Below are 15,352 nucleotides of genomic sequence, written 5' to 3'. Positions count from 1 at the left end.
GTGCGGGACGTTGCGGGACGCCGGTGCCCCGGTCGTCGCTGCGAGGAGGACGGGCCCTGGGCACCAACGTCCCAGGCTACTCGGTCTTTCCCGGCGCGGCGGCGCGCGGCGGGCGGCACGGGGTGAGACGCCGGCCCGACGGCGAGCGGCGCCGTCGGGCCGGCGGGTGCGGCCGGTCGGGGTGTCGGCCAGGCCACACCGACCCTTGTTGACATTCGTTATCAATATCAGTGACGATGGATGCCATGCCCCGCAACCTCTCCCGCTCCCGCGCTGCCCTCGCCACGTCCGTCGCCCTCGCGGCGGCCCTCACCCTGACGGCCTGCGGCTCCGGGGGCGCGTCGGGCGGCGGCGGGTCCGACGACACCGCGGGCGGCGACGCCACGGGCGACACGCAGGTGCTCGCCTCGTTCTACCCCCTGCAGTTCGTGGCCGAGCGCGTGGGCGGCGACCGGGTCTCGGTCTCCAACCTCACGCCGCCCGCCGCGGAACCCCACGACCTCGAGCTCTCCCCCGCCCAGGCCCGCTCGATCGGCACGGCCGACCTCGTGGTCTACCAGTCCGGCTTCCAGGCAGCGGTCGACGAGGCCGTCGAGGCGCGCGACCCGGCGCACCTCGTCGACGCGACCCAGGCCGCGGGTCTCGAGGAGCACCCGGGCGAGTCAACCACCGCCGGAAGCGGCGACGCCGAGGACGAGCACGCCACGCACGACGACCACGCCGACGACGGTCACGACCACTCCTCGGAGGGGGGCCTCGACCCGCACTTCTGGCTCGACCCCGCCCGCCTGGTCCCGGTCGCCGAGCAGGTCGCGGCCGAGCTGACCGCGGTCGACCCCGACGGCGCCGACGAGTACGCGGCCAACCTGGACGCCCTCACGGCCGACCTGACCGCGCTCGACGCCGAGTACGAGGCCGGCCTCGCGAGCTGCGCGAGCCCCTACCTCGTCACGTCGCACGAGGCGTTCGGGTACCTCGCCGAGCGCTACGGGCTCGAGCAGGTCGGGATCACGGGGATCGACCCCGAGGCAGAGCCCTCCCCCGCCCGGCTGCGCGAGGTCGCCGACATCATCCGCGACCACGGAGTGACCACGATCTTCTTCGAGACCCTCACGAGCCCCAAGGTCACCCAGACCCTCGCGCAGGACGTCGGCGTCCAGGCCGCGGTGCTCGACCCGCTCGAGGGCCTGAGCACGGACGGGACCGACTACCTTGGCGTCATGCAGACCAACCTGGAGGCGCTGCGCACCGGCCTGACCTGCGCATGAGCACCTCACCCCTGACGTCTCCGGAAACCCCCACGGCTCCCCCGGCGGTGCCGCCGGCGATCGAGGCCCGCGGCGTGCACGTGCGCCTCGGCAGCAGCGACATCCTGCGCGGCGTCGACCTCACGGTCGCCCGTGGCGAGGTCGTCGCGCTGCTCGGCGCGAACGGCTCGGGCAAGTCGACGCTCGTGAAGTCGCTCGTGGGCATCGTCCCGCTCGCGGCGGGCCACGTCCGGCTGCTCGGCTCCGACCTCGGCCCACGGGTCCCCTGGGCGCACCTGGGCTACGTCCCGCAGCGCGTCTCGGCGCAGACAGGCGTCCCGTCGACCGCCGAGGAGGTCGTCGCCTCAGGACTGCTCCACGGCCGCCGCATCCGCCTGCCGCGCGGCTGGCGTGCCACGGCGCGCGAGGCGCTCGACCGTGTCGGCCTCGCCGACCGGGCGCAGAGCGCCGTGCACGAGCTCTCGGGCGGCCAGCAGCAGCGGGTGCTCATCGCCCGCGCGCTGGCACGCAGCCCCGAGCTGCTCATCCTCGACGAGCCCGTCGCGGGGGTCGACCAGCCCAGCCAGGAGGCGTTCGCCGCGACGCTCACCGAGCTCACGCGCGGTGGCATGACGGTCCTGGTCGTCCTGCACGAGCTGGGCGCGCTCGCGCCCCTCATCCAGCGGTGCGTGGTCCTGCGCCACGGCCTCGTGGTGCACGACGGCGAACCGCCGCACGCCACGGCCGCGCACGCCGGACCGGACCACGAGCACCTGCACCCGCACGGGGACGACGCCGAACGCGGCACCTCCACCGGGATCGACATGGGCCTGACCGACGCCCCGCTCACGCACCACACCCCGACCCCCGCCCGCATCGACCGTGGAGCCGCCTCGTGAACGCCCTCGACGAGCTGGTCGTGATGCTCACCGACCCCTTCATGCAGCGCGCGCTGATCGCGGCCGTGCTGGTGGGCGTGACCGCGCCGGTCATGGGGACCTACCTCGTGCAGCGCAAGCTGTCGCTGCTCGGCGACGGGATCGGGCACGTCGCCCTCACGGGCGTGGCCCTGGGCTGGCTCGTCGGCGGCGCCATGGGCGTCGTGCCCGACGACGCGCTCGCTATCCCCGGCGCGGTCGTCGCTGCCGTGATCGGCTCGGTGGTCATCGAGATCGTGCGTGAGCGCGGCCGCACGAGCGGCGACGTGGCGCTGGCCCTGATGTTCTACGGCGGCATCGCGGGCGGCGTGCTGCTGATCGGCGTCGCCGGGGGCAGCTCGGGCAACCTCATGCAGTACCTGTTCGGCTCGATCTCGAGCGTCTCCCCGACCGACCTGTGGCTGACCCTGGTCCTGGGCGTGCTCATCCTCGCGGTCGGCATGGGGCTGCGCGCCGCGCTGTTCGCCGTGAGCTACGACGAGGAGTTCTCGCGGGCCTCGGGACTGCCCGTGCGGGCCCTGAACATCGCGATCGCCGTCATCGCGGCCCTGACCGTGACCGTGGCCATGCGCGTGGTGGGTCTGCTGCTCGTGAGCGCGCTCATGATCGTGCCCGTCGCGATCGCGCAGCTCGTGACGATCTCGTTCCGGCGGACCATGGCGCTGGCCATGGTGATCGGCGTCGTGGTCTGCGTGGTCGGGCTGTCCGTCACGTACTGGCAGACTCTGTCCCCGGGGGCCACGATCGTCGTCCTGGCGATCGCCCTCTACGCGGTCGTGGCGGTCGCGCGACCCGTGCTCGTGCGGCGCAGGCCGCGCACGGCGCACGACCCGCACCCCGACATCCCCGACGACGTCCACGTGGAAGGTGGCGAGCGATGCAGCGCATGACCCGTCAACGGGCAGCGGTCTCCGAGGCTCTGGAGGACCTGCCCGACTTCCGCAGCGCGCAACAGCTCCACGAGCTGCTGCGCGCTCGCGGCGATGCCGTGGGTCTGGCGACGGTCTACCGGACCCTGCAGACCATGGCCGACGGCGGCGACGTCGACGTCCTGCGCACCGAGGACGGCGAGAACCTGTACCGCAAGTGCGAGCGCACCGAGCACCACCACCACCTGGTGTGCCGCTCGTGCGGCACGGCGGTCGAGATCGACGGCCCGACCGTCGAGACCTGGGCCTCCCAGGTGGGCGCCGTCCACGGCTTCACGGACATCCAGCACACGATCGAGCTGTTCGGCACGTGCGAGGCGTGCCGCTCCCAGCAGACGTCGTGAGCACCCCCCTCCTCCTGGGCCCGACGGCGTCGCTCGCCTCCGCGCCGCACCTCGCGCAGGAGGTCGTCACGGCAGCCGACGGGTCGACGGGGATCTTCACGATCGACGGGGTCCCGTACTGGATCATCTACGCCGCGGCCTTCGCGATCGTGTTCGTCCGCGCGCAGGCCACGTACTGGGTCGGTCGCGGCGTGGCCCGCGGCACGGGCAACACCCGTTGGGCCCAGCGCCTCGAGGGCGAACGTGCTCAGCGGGCGATCGCCACGATCAACAGGTGGGGGCCCATCGCGGTCACGTTGTCGTTCTTCACGGTCGGGGTCCAGACCGTCATCAACCTGACGGCGGGCTACACCCGCATGCGGCTCCCGCGCTACCTCGCGGCGCTGCTCCCGGGGTGCGCCATCTGGGCCGCCATCTGGACGACCGTCGGGATCGCGGCGTTCAACACGGCCGTGCTGCTCGCAGCCGGGAGCCCCGTCGGCCTGGCCGTGCTCGTGCTGCTCGTCGTCGGGCTCGTGGCGTGGATCCTCGTCGCCTCACGGCGTCGCCGTGCCCGTGCCGCGCAGGGCGACCAGGACGCCGCGACCCTCGCGTCGCCGTCGGGCCGCGACGACGGCCCGGCCGCGACCGAGGCGACGGACGCACCGCCCCGGACGACCGGGAGCAACCCGTTCGGCGACGTGGCGGACCTGCTGCTCGAGGCGCCCGACGAGGACACGAACGTGCGTCGCACGCATGGCGACACCACACCGGACCCCTCGGCCACGCCCACCGACACCGAGCGCGGCTGACCCTCTCAGGAGATCTCGGTCGCGCTCTCGTCGGGCTCGCCCACGCAGAACTGGTTGCCCTGCGGGTCCGCGAGCACCGACCACCGGTAGCCGGGGATCGTGTGCTCGGCGACCAGCGAGGCACCGTCGGCCAGCAGTCGCGAGACCTCTGCCGCGCGGTCTGCGGTCGACGCGTCGAGGTGGATCTTGTTCTTGCCGGGCGTCGGGTCCTCGACCTTCTGGAAGCCCAGGACAGGCCCCTTGCCCTCCTGCGGGGGGACGACCTCGAGGAACCAGCCGTCGGCCTCGTCGATCACCTTCCCGCCCGTCTGCCGGGCCCACCACTGCGCCAGAGGGCGCGGGTCGGTCGAGTCCACCGTGACCATACCGATCGAAAGTGTCATACCCGGCAGGGTAGCGAGGGACACCGACACGCGCAGACCGTCGAGGCCCGCGCGTCAGAGGGTGTCAGGGGATCTCGGTCGACTTGTCGATCGCCCCGCCGTAGCGCCGGTCACGACTCGCGTACTCCTCGACCGCGCGCCACAGGCTGCGCCGGTCGACGTCCGGCCAGTGCTCGGGCAGGAAGACCATCTCGGCGTACGCGGCCTGCCAGATCATGAAGTTCGACGTGCGCTGCTCCCCCGAGGACCGCACGAACAGGTCCACGTCCGGCAGGTCCGGCTCGTCGAGGTACTTCGCGACCGTCTTCTCGGAGACCTTCCTCGGGTCGAGCCGGCCCGCCGCGACCTCCTGGGCGATCGCCTGCGCCGCGTCCGCGATCTCGGCACGCCCGCCGTAGTTCACGCACATCGTCAGGGTGCACGTGTCGTTGTCCTTGGTCAGCCGCTCAGCGTCCTCGAGCTCCTTGATGACCGAGCCCCACAGGCGCGGGCGACGCCCCGCCCAGCGCATGCGCACGCCCCAGCTGCTCATCTCGTCGCGGCGGCGGCGGATCACGTCCCGGTTGAACTGCATGAGGAAGCGGACCTCCTCGGGCGAACGCTTCCAGTTCTCGGTCGAGAACGCGTACGCCGAGACGTGCTTGACACCGATCTCGATCGCGCCCGCCACGACGTCGAGCAGCGCGGCCTCGCCCGCCTTGTGCCCCTCGGTGCGCGGGAGCCCCCGCTCGTTGGCCCACCGGCCGTTGCCGTCCATGACGATCGCGACGTGGTTCGGCACGAACCGGGCCGGGATGTTCGGCGCCGTGGCCCCCGACGGGTGCGGCGGCGGCGGTTGGATCGGTCGCCCCATCAGGCCTCTCCCCCGGCCCGCGAGGTACCCGCGTCGTCTCGTTCCACCATCCGCAGTGATCGCAACGTTCTCTCCAGGTGATATTGGCTGTAGGCGGCCACAAGGCCGCTGGCTTCCTTGCGGTGGCGCACGTCCGAGGCGTCCGCCACGTCCCACTCGCCCGCGAGCAGCGCCGCGAGCAGGGAGAAGGTCTCGGGAGCCGGGGACGTCGATCCCGGCGGCCTGCACCGCGAGCAGACCGCCCCGCCCAGGGCCACCGCGAACGACCGGTGCGGGCCGGGCTCGCCGCAGCGCGAGCAGTCGGTGAAGCTCGGTGCCCACCCCGCGACCGCGAAGGCGCGCAGGAGGTACGAGTCGAGCACGAGGCCGGGTGCGTGCACGTGCCCGGCGAGCGACCGCAGGGCTCCGGCGAGCAGCCAGAACTGCTGGACGGCGGGCTCCCTCTCGGCCTCGACGAGGCGCTCGGCCGTCTCCAGCATCGCGGCTCCCGCGGTGTACAGACCGTAGTCCTCGCAGATCGCACGCGCGTAGGGCCCCACCGTCTCCGCCTGCGTCACGACGTCGAGCGACCTGCCCACGTGGAGCTGGACGTCGACGAACATGAACGGCTCGAGGCGCGCCCCGAAACGCGAGGACGTGCGGCGCACCCCCTTGCCCACGGCCCGGACCTTGCCGTTCTCGCGCGTGAGCAGGGTGACGATGCGGTCCGCCTCACCCAGCTTCTGGGCGCGCAGGACGATCGCTTCGTCTCGGTAGAGGACCACACCCCCATTGTCCGTCATGCCACCGACGTCCCGGTGCACGTCTCGTGCCCGCTGAGTGCGGAGTTCTTGCGCGACACGCCCGGCGTGTCGCGCAAGAACTCCGCACTCAGCGGAAGGGCAGGGTCAGACCGCGGAGCGCTCCGCACGGTTCACGGCCGAGACGATCGCCTTGAGCGAGGCCGTGGTGATCGACGGGTCGATGCCGACCCCCCACAGGACGTCGTCGCCCACCTGGCACTCGACGTACGCGGCAGCCGTCGCGTCGCCGCCCTCCGAGAGCGCGTGCTCGGCGTAGTCCAGCACGCGGACCTCGACGCCGACGTGCGCGATCGCGTCGACGAACGCCGCGACCGGTCCGTTGCCCGACCCCTCGAGCGTCAGGAGCTCGCCACGGTCCAGCACGTCGACGGCCAGGGTGTCCGGGCCGTCCTCCGACGACACCGCACGGGTCCCGCGCAGCGCCAGCCGGCCCCACTGCTCCAGGCCCGACTCGGGGGCGGCCGGCAGGTACTCGTCCGAGAAGATCCGCCAGATGTCGTCGCCCGTGACCTCCTGCCCGCCCGCGTCCGTGAACGCCTGGACGACGCGCGAGAACTCGATCTGCAGCCGGCGCGGCAGGTCCAGGTGACGCTCGGACTGCAGCAGGTACGAGATGCCGCCCTTGCCCGACTGCGAGTTGACGCGGATCACGGCCTCGTACGACCGGCCCACGTCCTTGGGGTCGATCGGCAGGTACGGCACGCCCCACACCAGGTCGTCGACGCCCTTGCCCGCAGCCTCGGCCTCCGCGGCCATGGCGTCGAGGCCCTTCTTGATCGCGTCCTGGTGCGAGCCCGAGAACGCGGTGAAGACCAGGTCCCCCGCGTACGGGTGCCGCTCGTGCACGGCGATCTGGTTGCAGTGCTCGACCGTGCGACGGATGCGGTCCATGTCGGAGAAGTCGATCTCGGGGTCGATGCCCTGGCTGAACAGGTTCATGCCGAGAGTCACCAGGCAGACGTTGCCCGTGCGCTCGCCGTTGCCGAACAGGCAGCCCTCGATGCGGTCCGCACCGGCCTGGTAGCCCAGCTCCGCAGCGGCCACGGCCGTCCCGCGGTCGTTGTGCGGGTGCAGCGACAGGACGACGTTCTCACGGTGGGCGAGGTGGCGGTTCATCCACTCGATCGAGTCGGCGTAGACGTTGGGCGTCGCCATCTCGACCGTCGCGGGCAGGTTGATGATGACCTTGCGGTCGGGCGTCGGCTCGAAGACCTCGATGACCTCGTTGCAGATCTCGACCGCGAACTCGAGCTCCGTGCCCGTGTACGACTCGGGCGAGTACTCGTAGAAGACCGTGGTCTCCGGGATGGTCTCCTCGAACTTGCGGCACAGCTTCGCACCGTTCACCGCGATCGCGACGATGCCCTCACGGTCCGTGCGGAAGACCACGTCACGCTGGAGCCGCGACGTCGAGTTGTACAGGTGCACGATCGCCTGCTTCGCCCCGCGCAGCGACTCGTACGTGCGGGCGATCAGGTGCTCGCGGGACTGCGTCAGGACCTGGATCACGACGTCGTCCGGGATGTGCCCCTCCTCGATGAGCAGGCGCACGAAGTCGAAGTCCGTCTGCGAGGCGGACGGGAAACCGACCTCGATCTCCTTGTAGCCCATGTCGACGAGCAGCTGGAACATCTTCAGCTTGCGCTCGGCGTTCATGGGCTCGATCAGCGCCTGGTTGCCGTCACGCAGATCCACCGCGCACCAGCGCGGGGCCTTCTCGATGCGCTTGTCCGGCCACGTCCGGTCCGGCAGCGACACGTCGAACTGCTGGTGGAAAGGCTCGTACTTGTGCACGGGCATACCGGACGGCTGCTGTGCCGAACGGGTGCTGGTCTCGGGAGTCTGGGCCGTGGTGCTCATCATGTCCTTCGCGATCTCTTCGTCGGTGCTGTTCAGCCGGCACACCAGACCACCGCGACGAGGATGCGGCCTAGAGGGCCTCGTCGCGGCAACGAAGGAGGAGCAGCTGAGTCACGTGCACGCTGCCACTGTACTCCCGTCCGGCGCGATGGTCAGGGACGTCCCGGTGGACGACACGCGAGAGGCGAGCCGACGGCGTCACTCGCGTGGCGCCGTCGGCCCGCCTCAGCGCGGGACCACCAGAGCGGTCAGCGGCGCGAACGCAGCGCCGCGTCGACCGCGGGGTCGCCCAGGTTGCCGAGCCACTCGAGCAGCGCGGGGTACGTCGACGGGTTCGCAGCGACCTGGGGCCGCAGGTGCGGCGCCTCCTGGACGATCTGCGCGAGCACCTCGAGCGGCGTGGACGGGTCCAACGCCTGCGCTGCGCTGAAGCCGGCCGGCTGCGGGTCCTGGTACGGCGGCAGGACCGCGGTGTCCCCCACGGACTGGGCCGCGTAGCCGGGGCGGGCCGCGTAGCCCGAGCGCTCGGGCACGACCGGCTGCACCGGGTGCGAGGACGAGCCTCCCTGCGCGGGCAGGACCTGCGTCGGCTGGTACTGCTCGACCGGGCGGACCGTCTGCGGCCGAGGGTCCTGCCGGACCGGTTGCGTCGGCTCCTGGCTCGGCTGGTACCGGACCTGCTGCACGGGCTGGGACTGCTGCGCCTGGGCCGGTGCCTGGGCGGGCGTAGGGCGCGACGGGGCAGCGAGCGGGTCGGGCTCGTGCTCGCCCGCCTCGGGACCGTAGCCGTCCGGACCGGTCGCGTAGCTGCCGCTGCCGTACGGACCCGCGACCGGCTCGCGCGCGGGCTTGGGGCGGGCCGGGCGCGGCGCGGGCGGCTGCCAGACGTACGCGCTCGGGGCGGCGTCCGACCCGATCGGCGACGCGGGCCGGTTCTCCGCGAAGTGAGTCCTGACCTCGGCCGGGACCGTGAGCGCGAACACCACGAGGAGGGGCAGCCCGTAGGCGAGCAGCAGGAGCGACGTCCCGAACCCCGCACCGGGCTGGTTCGTCGCGACGATCAGCAGGACGATGCCGAGGATCGCGACGACGCCCGCCGCCCCCAGCGCGAGCGTCCGCCCGGACACCGCGTCCCGCGCGAGCGACCGACGGGCCACGAACGCTGCACCCGCGGAGAGCAGCCCGAACACGATCGACAGGATCAGGACCGACCCTCGACCGCCGTCCGCGAGCGTGAGGACGCCGGACAGCGCGGTCCCGACCGCGACGACCACCACGAGGTCGAGCGTGTGCACCGCGACCGCGACCCAGGTCGAGACGGGCGACGACGGCGAGGCCGTGGTGCGGGCGAGAGCGGGCGACGACGCGACCGCTGCCGCGGCCGGGACCAGCAGCAGCCCGAACTGCCCGAGCGCGAAGGAGTCGAAGCTGACCAGCACGTTGCTGGTGTTGAGCACGAACAGGACCACCAGGGCGACCCCCAGCCCGACGAGCACCAGACGCCAGGCCTCGTCACGTCGCACGATCCCCCACACCGGCCACCCGACGAGCGCCACGGTCACGGCCCCGGCGACGAGGAACCGGAGCGTCAGCAGGGCGGACACCCCCAGGGAGAAGGTCAGGAGGAAGGCGATCAGGGCACCGACGACCGCCACGCCGGCGATCACCGTCAGGATCGACGACCACAGTCGTGACGCCGCACCGTCCTGCTCGACCGGACCGAGCTCTGCCTGCCGCGGCTGAGCCGCGAGGAGCGCGCCCGCGAGGCCGAGCGAGAGCGCCGTCCCGACGCCGCCCCACCCGTTGTCGACCGACCGGTTCACCAGGTCCAGGACGACGTAGACCGCAGCCAGGAGCACGTACGGGGCGTTCGCGACGAGGCGCGCGAGGCGGGTCGTGTGCACCGTCCACGTCGTGGGGAGAGCGCCGGTCCGCGCCAGGTACGGCAGGGCGAGCGAGAGGAGCGAGACGACCGTGACGAGGATGACCTCGAGCTTGTCCGACGCCTTGTGCCCGGCGTCCCACGGCATGGTGAGCGAGACGAAGAGGAGCAGTGCCGCCACGCCGTCCCGCACGTAGTCGCTCACAGGGATGCCGACGAACGGGTTGCTCCCGGCAGCCGGTCCCGGCCCCTGCGCGGCACCACCCGCCGGCTCGGCGACGGACACCTTCGCGGCCCCGCCCGACGACGGGGCCTCCTCGGCCCCTTCCGCAGGAGTCCGTGGCAGCTGATCGGGGCCGGGCCCGGGGTCGGTCTCGTTGGTCATCGCGCTCTCCCTACAGATCACCCCGGGCTCGGTGGCGGTCGAGCACCGGATCAGGCCACGACGGCCCCGTCAGTTTCTACCGGTAGATCACCGATGGCTCAAGTCTCCCACTCTGCCCCTGCGCGTCCCGCGCCCCAGTCGCACGACCTCGGTCCTCGTCACGGCGAACAGCACCCCCTGCGCGGAGACGACCTCGTAGTAGTCCCCGTCGAGCGTCGTGCGCCACTCGGTGCGTCCGTCGAAGAGACTCACCGACAGGATGCTCGTCGAGGCGCCGTCCGTCTCGCCGAGCTCGTCGCCGACGGTCGCCAGCAGCACGGAGTCCCCGTCGGTGAACGCCCGGACGATCTCCGCGGGCAGCCAGCGCTGCCACACCTCGCGGCCCGTCCTGGTCTCGAGCGCGATCAACCGCGACCCCGACTCCATCACGACGACGTCGTCCGTCTGGAGCCAGAGGACCTCGGGCCACTCCTCCCGGTGCCACAGCCGGTGCCCTGTGCTCGCGTCGTACCCCGTGAAGCCGGGCATCCGGACCACGAGCACCCGAGGAGGCCCCCCGTCGGCGACGTGGGGCACGAACGGCTCCCCAGCCATGCTGAACCGCGGCCGACCGTCCGGCCCGACCACGTCCACCCGGTCCTCCTGCCCGGCCTGTCGGTCGTCGACCACCCTGGCCGTCGACCCTCCCGGGAGCCCGCCCTCGCGCAACCAGCCGGGTGCCTGCGCACCGGCGTGCTCGGCGGACGGCTCCCCCTCCGTTCCGAAGGTCTCCGACGCGTCACCGGAGCGGACGTGCAGCCGCCCGCGCGTCGCGACCAGGCCGAGACCTTCGACGGGTGTGTCTCCCGAGGAGGTCTCCACCCCCGTCGACCGGACCGCGTCCCCGGGAGCCGGCGCCGTGTCGACGGTGCGGACCCGCTCGACGGCCCCGTCGAGCGCGCCCTCCCACGTCACGACCACGCCGTCCGGCCCGCGGCCCGCGGTCGCGACGCGCCCTCCCGCGAGCGGCGTGGCCGCCTCGACACCGTCGGGCAGCACCCGGGTCCCGACGACCTGCCCGGCCCGGTCGAGAACCGTCACGAGGAAACCGAACCCGTCGTCGTGGGGGCCGACCCCGCCCGACGCGCCCCGGTCCGTGACGCACACGAGCGGCGCACCGCGCACGGCAGGGTCGAGGAGGTCGGGCCCGCACACCGTCGTCCCGGGTGGGAGGCGGGCGGTCCACAGCTCGTCGCCCGTGGCGACGTCCCGCGCCGTCACCGTCCCCTCGGGTCCGGTGAGCACCACCTGCCCGTCGACGGCCGCGGGAATCCCCCCTCCTGTCGGGGCCCGCCACAGGGTCGTGGGCTCGGAGGCCACGGGCCAGAGCCCGCCGACCTGCGCGGCCACCCGGTCGGCGCGCACCCGTTCCACGACCACCCCGACCGCGAACGACGCTCCCACGCCGCCGACCAGGAGGGCCACGGCGAGGACCACGCGACCCGTCGGGCGTCTCGCGCGGACGCGCTCGCCGGGTGTTCCAGACCCTGCGGCGGCCGTGTCCCCTCGGTCCGCTCCGGCGCCCCTCGTCGCCCGTCCGACGGCGTCCGTCCGCCCCGCGTCGAAGTCGTCGTCGAGCTCGGCCACCTCGACCAGCTCGACGGCGTGGGCGTCATGCTCACGACGTCGTGGAGCCACGTCTCCACGGTAGTCCCGATGCGCCGACCGGGCGGGGCGGGAGGCGCCTCAGAACACGGGGTGGGCCGCACAGGACGACGGGACCGGTCAGCCGATGCCGAGCACGTCGCCGTCGGAGGTCCCGACGACGAGCGTCCCGTCGACGCCGGCCGCCCAGACCACGGAGTCCGCGAAGTCCTTCACCCACACCTCGTGCCCGGAGCCCACGGCGATCGCCGTGAGTCGCATCCCACCCGTCGGGCTGCTCTCGACGAGGTACAGGTCCGTGCCGTCCGTGTGTGCCGAGGCGAAGCTCCGTACGCCGGGGGCCTCCCAGAGCTGGGCTCCCGACCGCAGGTCGACCGCTCGCAGGCGACCGGCGTCCGACAGGATGCCGACGTCACCCACCCGGGCGAGCGGGGCGTCGAGCCTCCCCTCGCTCTCCCACAGGATCCGACCGGTCTCCGCGTCGAGCGCCGCCAGCCGCGGCGCGTCGATCGCACCGGAGCTGTCCATGACTCCTCCACCGGCGGCCACGAGGAGGGCGCCTGCCGGCGTGCCGTCCGTCGCTCCGAACTCCTGGACCCGTCCCTGAGCGACGAAGGCCTCGTTCCCGTCGGGGTCGAGGACGGACGACGTGCCGTCGAGCCGGTGGACGACCGACCGGCCGTCCCCCAGCACCGTGGTCCACGAGTCGCGCACGCCCTCCGGCTGCACGTCTCCCTCGGCATCGAGCGTCGTGCTGACACCCGCGCCGTCCAGCAAGAGCAGGTCCCCGGTTCCCCACAACCCCACGTGGTCGCCGTGCTCGCCGTCCTGGTCACGGACCGCCGCGACCTCCCTCGACCAGCGCGGCTCCCCCGTGGCCAGGTCCTGCAGGTCCACCACGACCTGGTCGCCCTTCCCCCACCGCACCGTGACCAGCCCGTCCGCGAAGACCTCGGCCCCCAAGGTCCCCTCTCCGAACACGTGGGACGACGTGACGTCACCGGTCGTCGTGTCCAGCACCTCGAGGCCCACGAGATGTTCCTCGAAGGCCGTCTCGCTGAAGAGCGAGGTCTGTCGGAGCACGAACGTCGTACAGATCAAAGGCCCCGTCATGCTCGGCCACTGACCGCTGCCCGCGCACTCCGTCCGCCTCGTCCCCGGGGCCACCGACCCGAACGACGACGAGGCGCGCCACAGCTCCTCGCCCGTCACCGGGTCGAAACCCGTCACGTCGGGACCCGCCACCACGATGGTCCCGTCGACCACGACGGGCGGGGACCATGGCGTCACCGACGCATCCGATCCGACCGCGCCCGGTTCAATTCTCCACAGCACGCTCGCGTCCGGACCCAGCGGCCTGACGCCCCCTGCGACGACGACCCGTTCGAGGCGCGCGGACTCGTTCATCGAGCCACGGACGAAGCCGACGACGAGGAGGACGACGACCGCGAGGCCGGTCCCCACGAGGAGACGAGTCCGGTTCGACCACGGTCGACGCACGAGCGGCTCCTCCGTGGGCGGCGCGTCACCTGCCGAGCCCTGCGGCGCCAGACCGTCGGCCGACCGCCGGGCGTACGCTCCGCCGTCGGGCACCTCACGACGGACCGGCGGGCCGGACGGCCCCGGCTCCTCCAGGTCGTCGACCTCCTCGATCGCGAGGACGCGCACGCGCGAAGCCGCTGAGTCCCGCGAACGTCGTCCCATGGGACGACCCTAGACGGCGGGCGTCAGATGCCGAGCTGGTACACGCCCCAGTACGCGAGCGTCACGAGCAGGATCGTCGACCCCGCGACGGTCGCCCACAGCGTCGTGCGGGCGCCGACACCGGTCGCCGGGCGCACCACGACGCCCCCGCCCGAGGCGTCGACCGCCTTGCGCGCCGTCCGCAGGTCCGACAGGCGGTTGAGGAGGAACGCGGCCGCGACGACGGTCGCCAGGCCCAGCAGGCGCACCGCGACCCATCCGCCCTGGACCACCCACGCGTCCGTCTGGTAGTCGAGCGCGAGCCTCGCGACCGAGACCAGGTACACGACGAGGCCCACCATGGTCGCGACGGACCCGACCGCGAGGCCCACGAGCGGCCACCGAAGACCCCCGGCGAGCCGTCCCGCCGGGCGCGGCGTGCGGTGCAGCCTGCGCGCCACGCCCGTCACGAGCCACACGAGCGGACCGACCACGAGGAGCGCACCACCCACGATCACGAAACCGATGACGATGTCACCGTTCCCGTACCACCGCGGGTTGGGCACGGCCGAGGCGAGATAGAGCTGGTTCGGCTGCCCCCCGGCCACGGTCGGGGCGGCGTCCGCCGTACCCATGAGCCCCTGGACCCACGCCGAGACGTCGCGCGCGAACTCCGGCACGAGGACGTCGTCGATCTTGATGCCGTGGTTCGCACCCTCGTAGTAGCGCACCGTCACGTCGTGGTTCCCGTTCGCACCGGCCTCCGCGATGATGCGCAGCGCACCCTGCTCGATCGGCATCGACGGGTCGGCCGTGCCGTAGACCACGAGGGTCGGGACGTCGAGGCGCGCGAGATAGGGCGTGACGTCGAAGTCGGCGTACTCGAACCCTCCCCCCGGCATCTCCATGCCCACGGCCCGCGGGATCGCCCGGAAGACGCCCTGCGGCACCCCCGTGTTGCGCAGGTAGGAGTCGACGGCGAAGCCCGCCTGCTGCCGTGGCGGCACGACGGGCGCCGAGACCATGACGAGGAACGAGACGTCCGGGTCCTGGTCCACCAGGACCGGCGCGATCCACGTGCCCTCCGACTCGGCGTACAGCCCCACCCGGCCGGGGTCCACCGCGGGCCGGGTCCGCAGGAGCTCCACCGAGTGCTGGTAGTCCGACGCCATGTCGACGTAGTCGCGGTGCCGCGTCGTGTACGTGTCGAGCCGCTTGGAGGGCACGAGGGTCACGACGCCGGCGCTCGCCATCTCGGTCGCGACCTCGACGAACGCCTCGTCCGCCGCCCCCGTCCCCGCACCATGGACGAACACCACGCCGGGGCGCCCCTCGGGGGCGTCGACCGGCTCGCGCACGATCCCGTCGACGCTCGTCCCGTCGAGCCGGATGACGACCGGGGTCTCCGTGACCTCGTAGGTCCCCACGGGCTGGACGTCGGGCCCCTGCCCGCCGATCGTCGTGTCCGACGTCGTGGGTTCGAGATGTTCGGTGACCGGCACGGGCGACCACTGGGGTCCGGTGACGGCCCCCACGAGGGCCAGGCCGATCGCGAGAGCGGCGCTCGTCGCCGCGGTACGGAAGATCACGACGGCATCGTCTCTCGCGAA

At 72.8% G+C, this 15,352-nt stretch carries 13 protein-coding genes; 5 read left to right on the top strand and 8 right to left on the bottom strand.

Annotated features, from left to right (window positions below; genetic code table 11):
- Positions 1 to 245: 245 nt before the first annotated feature.
- From IE95_RS0110920 to IE95_RS20150, 5 genes are read left to right on the top strand one after another with little or no spacing between them, the layout of a single operon-like run.
- Positions 246 to 1,268 carry a metal ABC transporter substrate-binding protein gene (locus IE95_RS0110920; protein ID WP_030151664.1) on the top strand — a complete coding sequence of 341 codons (1,023 nt, stop codon included), beginning with the start codon at positions 246 to 248 and terminating at the stop codon, positions 1,266 to 1,268.
- Positions 1,265 to 2,146 carry a metal ABC transporter ATP-binding protein gene (locus IE95_RS0110915; RefSeq protein WP_084690127.1) on the top strand — a complete coding sequence of 294 codons (882 nt, stop codon included), beginning with the start codon at positions 1,265 to 1,267 and terminating at the stop codon, positions 2,144 to 2,146. Before IE95_RS0110920 ends, IE95_RS0110915 begins: the two co-directional genes overlap by 4 nt.
- Positions 2,143 to 3,075 (top strand): metal ABC transporter permease, encoded by a 933-nt coding sequence (locus IE95_RS0110910; RefSeq protein ID WP_420819378.1) that lies wholly within the window; start codon positions 2,143 to 2,145, stop codon positions 3,073 to 3,075. The genes IE95_RS0110915 and IE95_RS0110910 overlap by 4 nt, the downstream gene beginning before the upstream one ends.
- Positions 3,063 to 3,458 carry a Fur family transcriptional regulator gene (locus tag IE95_RS0110905; RefSeq protein WP_030151661.1) on the top strand — a complete coding sequence of 132 codons (396 nt, stop codon included), beginning with the start codon at positions 3,063 to 3,065 and terminating at the stop codon, positions 3,456 to 3,458. Before IE95_RS0110910 ends, IE95_RS0110905 begins: the two co-directional genes overlap by 13 nt.
- On the top strand, positions 3,455 to 4,249 hold the full coding sequence (locus IE95_RS20150; RefSeq protein WP_240666152.1) for a DedA family protein: 795 nt from the start codon (positions 3,455 to 3,457) through the stop codon (positions 4,247 to 4,249). Before IE95_RS0110905 ends, IE95_RS20150 begins: the two co-directional genes overlap by 4 nt.
- A gap of 5 nt (positions 4,250 to 4,254) precedes the next feature.
- Here IE95_RS20150 and IE95_RS0110895 read toward each other — a convergent pair whose 3' ends face one another.
- The 8 genes from IE95_RS0110895 to IE95_RS0110860 all read right to left on the bottom strand — a co-directional run bounded on the left by IE95_RS0110895 (position 4,255) and on the right by IE95_RS0110860 (position 15,331).
- Positions 4,255 to 4,632 carry a VOC family protein gene (locus tag IE95_RS0110895; RefSeq protein WP_030151659.1) on the bottom strand — a complete coding sequence of 126 codons (378 nt, stop codon included), beginning with the start codon at positions 4,630 to 4,632 and terminating at the stop codon, positions 4,255 to 4,257.
- Between the two features lie 64 nt (positions 4,633 to 4,696).
- Positions 4,697 to 5,485 carry an isoprenyl transferase gene (locus IE95_RS0110890; RefSeq protein WP_030151658.1) on the bottom strand — a complete coding sequence of 263 codons (789 nt, stop codon included), beginning with the start codon at positions 5,483 to 5,485 and terminating at the stop codon, positions 4,697 to 4,699.
- Positions 5,485 to 6,249, bottom strand: coding sequence for a DNA repair protein RecO (recO, locus tag IE95_RS0110885; protein ID WP_051703001.1), 765 nt, complete (start codon positions 6,247 to 6,249; stop codon positions 5,485 to 5,487). The genes IE95_RS0110890 and recO overlap by 1 nt, the downstream gene beginning before the upstream one ends.
- A 123-nt stretch (positions 6,250 to 6,372) precedes the next feature.
- A complete protein-coding gene (gene leuA / locus IE95_RS0110880; RefSeq protein ID WP_420819379.1) occupies positions 6,373 to 8,148 on the bottom strand; it encodes a 2-isopropylmalate synthase in 1,776 nt (591 codons plus the stop codon).
- Between the two features lie 248 nt (positions 8,149 to 8,396).
- Positions 8,397 to 10,415, bottom strand: a complete 2,019-nt coding sequence (locus tag IE95_RS19620; protein ID WP_030151655.1) for a DUF7937 domain-containing protein — start codon at positions 10,413 to 10,415, stop codon at positions 8,397 to 8,399.
- 87 nt (positions 10,416 to 10,502) lie between these two features.
- Positions 10,503 to 12,092, bottom strand: coding sequence for an outer membrane protein assembly factor BamB family protein (locus IE95_RS0110870; protein ID WP_030151654.1), 1,590 nt, complete (start codon positions 12,090 to 12,092; stop codon positions 10,503 to 10,505).
- 87 nt (positions 12,093 to 12,179) lie between these two features.
- Complete coding sequence (locus IE95_RS0110865; protein ID WP_129429472.1) at positions 12,180 to 13,763, bottom strand: outer membrane protein assembly factor BamB family protein; 1,584 nt, start codon at positions 13,761 to 13,763, stop codon at positions 12,180 to 12,182.
- Positions 13,764 to 13,786: 23 nt separating this feature from the next.
- Positions 13,787 to 15,331: an alpha/beta hydrolase family protein gene (locus IE95_RS0110860; protein ID WP_030151652.1), complete on the bottom strand. Its 1,545-nt coding sequence runs from the start codon at positions 15,329 to 15,331 to the stop codon at positions 13,787 to 13,789.
- Positions 15,332 to 15,352 lie beyond the last annotated feature (21 nt).

It is taken from the genome of Oerskovia turbata (assembly GCF_000718325.1).
Taxonomy (GTDB): Bacteria; Actinomycetota; Actinomycetes; order Actinomycetales; family Cellulomonadaceae; genus Oerskovia; species Oerskovia turbata.
Note: the sequence above shows the minus strand (reverse complement) of the source record. Positions and strands in the feature narration are given on the sequence as shown.

Coding starts and splice junctions, on each gene's coding strand:
- IE95_RS0110905 (WP_030151661.1), top strand. CDS start 3,063: ATGCAGCGCATGACCCGTCAACGGGCAGCGGTCTCCGAGGCTCTGGAG.
- IE95_RS0110865 (WP_129429472.1), bottom strand. CDS start 13,763: ATGGGACGACGTTCGCGGGACTCAGCGGCTTCGCGCGTGCGCGTCCTC.
- leuA (WP_420819379.1), bottom strand. CDS start 8,148: ATGAGCACCACGGCCCAGACTCCCGAGACCAGCACCCGTTCGGCACAG.
- IE95_RS0110920 (WP_030151664.1), top strand. CDS start 246: ATGCCCCGCAACCTCTCCCGCTCCCGCGCTGCCCTCGCCACGTCCGTC.
- IE95_RS19620 (WP_030151655.1), bottom strand. CDS start 10,415: ATGACCAACGAGACCGACCCCGGGCCCGGCCCCGATCAGCTGCCACGG.
- IE95_RS0110915 (WP_084690127.1), top strand. CDS start 1,265: ATGAGCACCTCACCCCTGACGTCTCCGGAAACCCCCACGGCTCCCCCG.
- IE95_RS0110890 (WP_030151658.1), bottom strand. CDS start 5,485: ATGGGGCGACCGATCCAACCGCCGCCGCCGCACCCGTCGGGGGCCACG.
- IE95_RS0110895 (WP_030151659.1), bottom strand. CDS start 4,632: ATGACACTTTCGATCGGTATGGTCACGGTGGACTCGACCGACCCGCGC.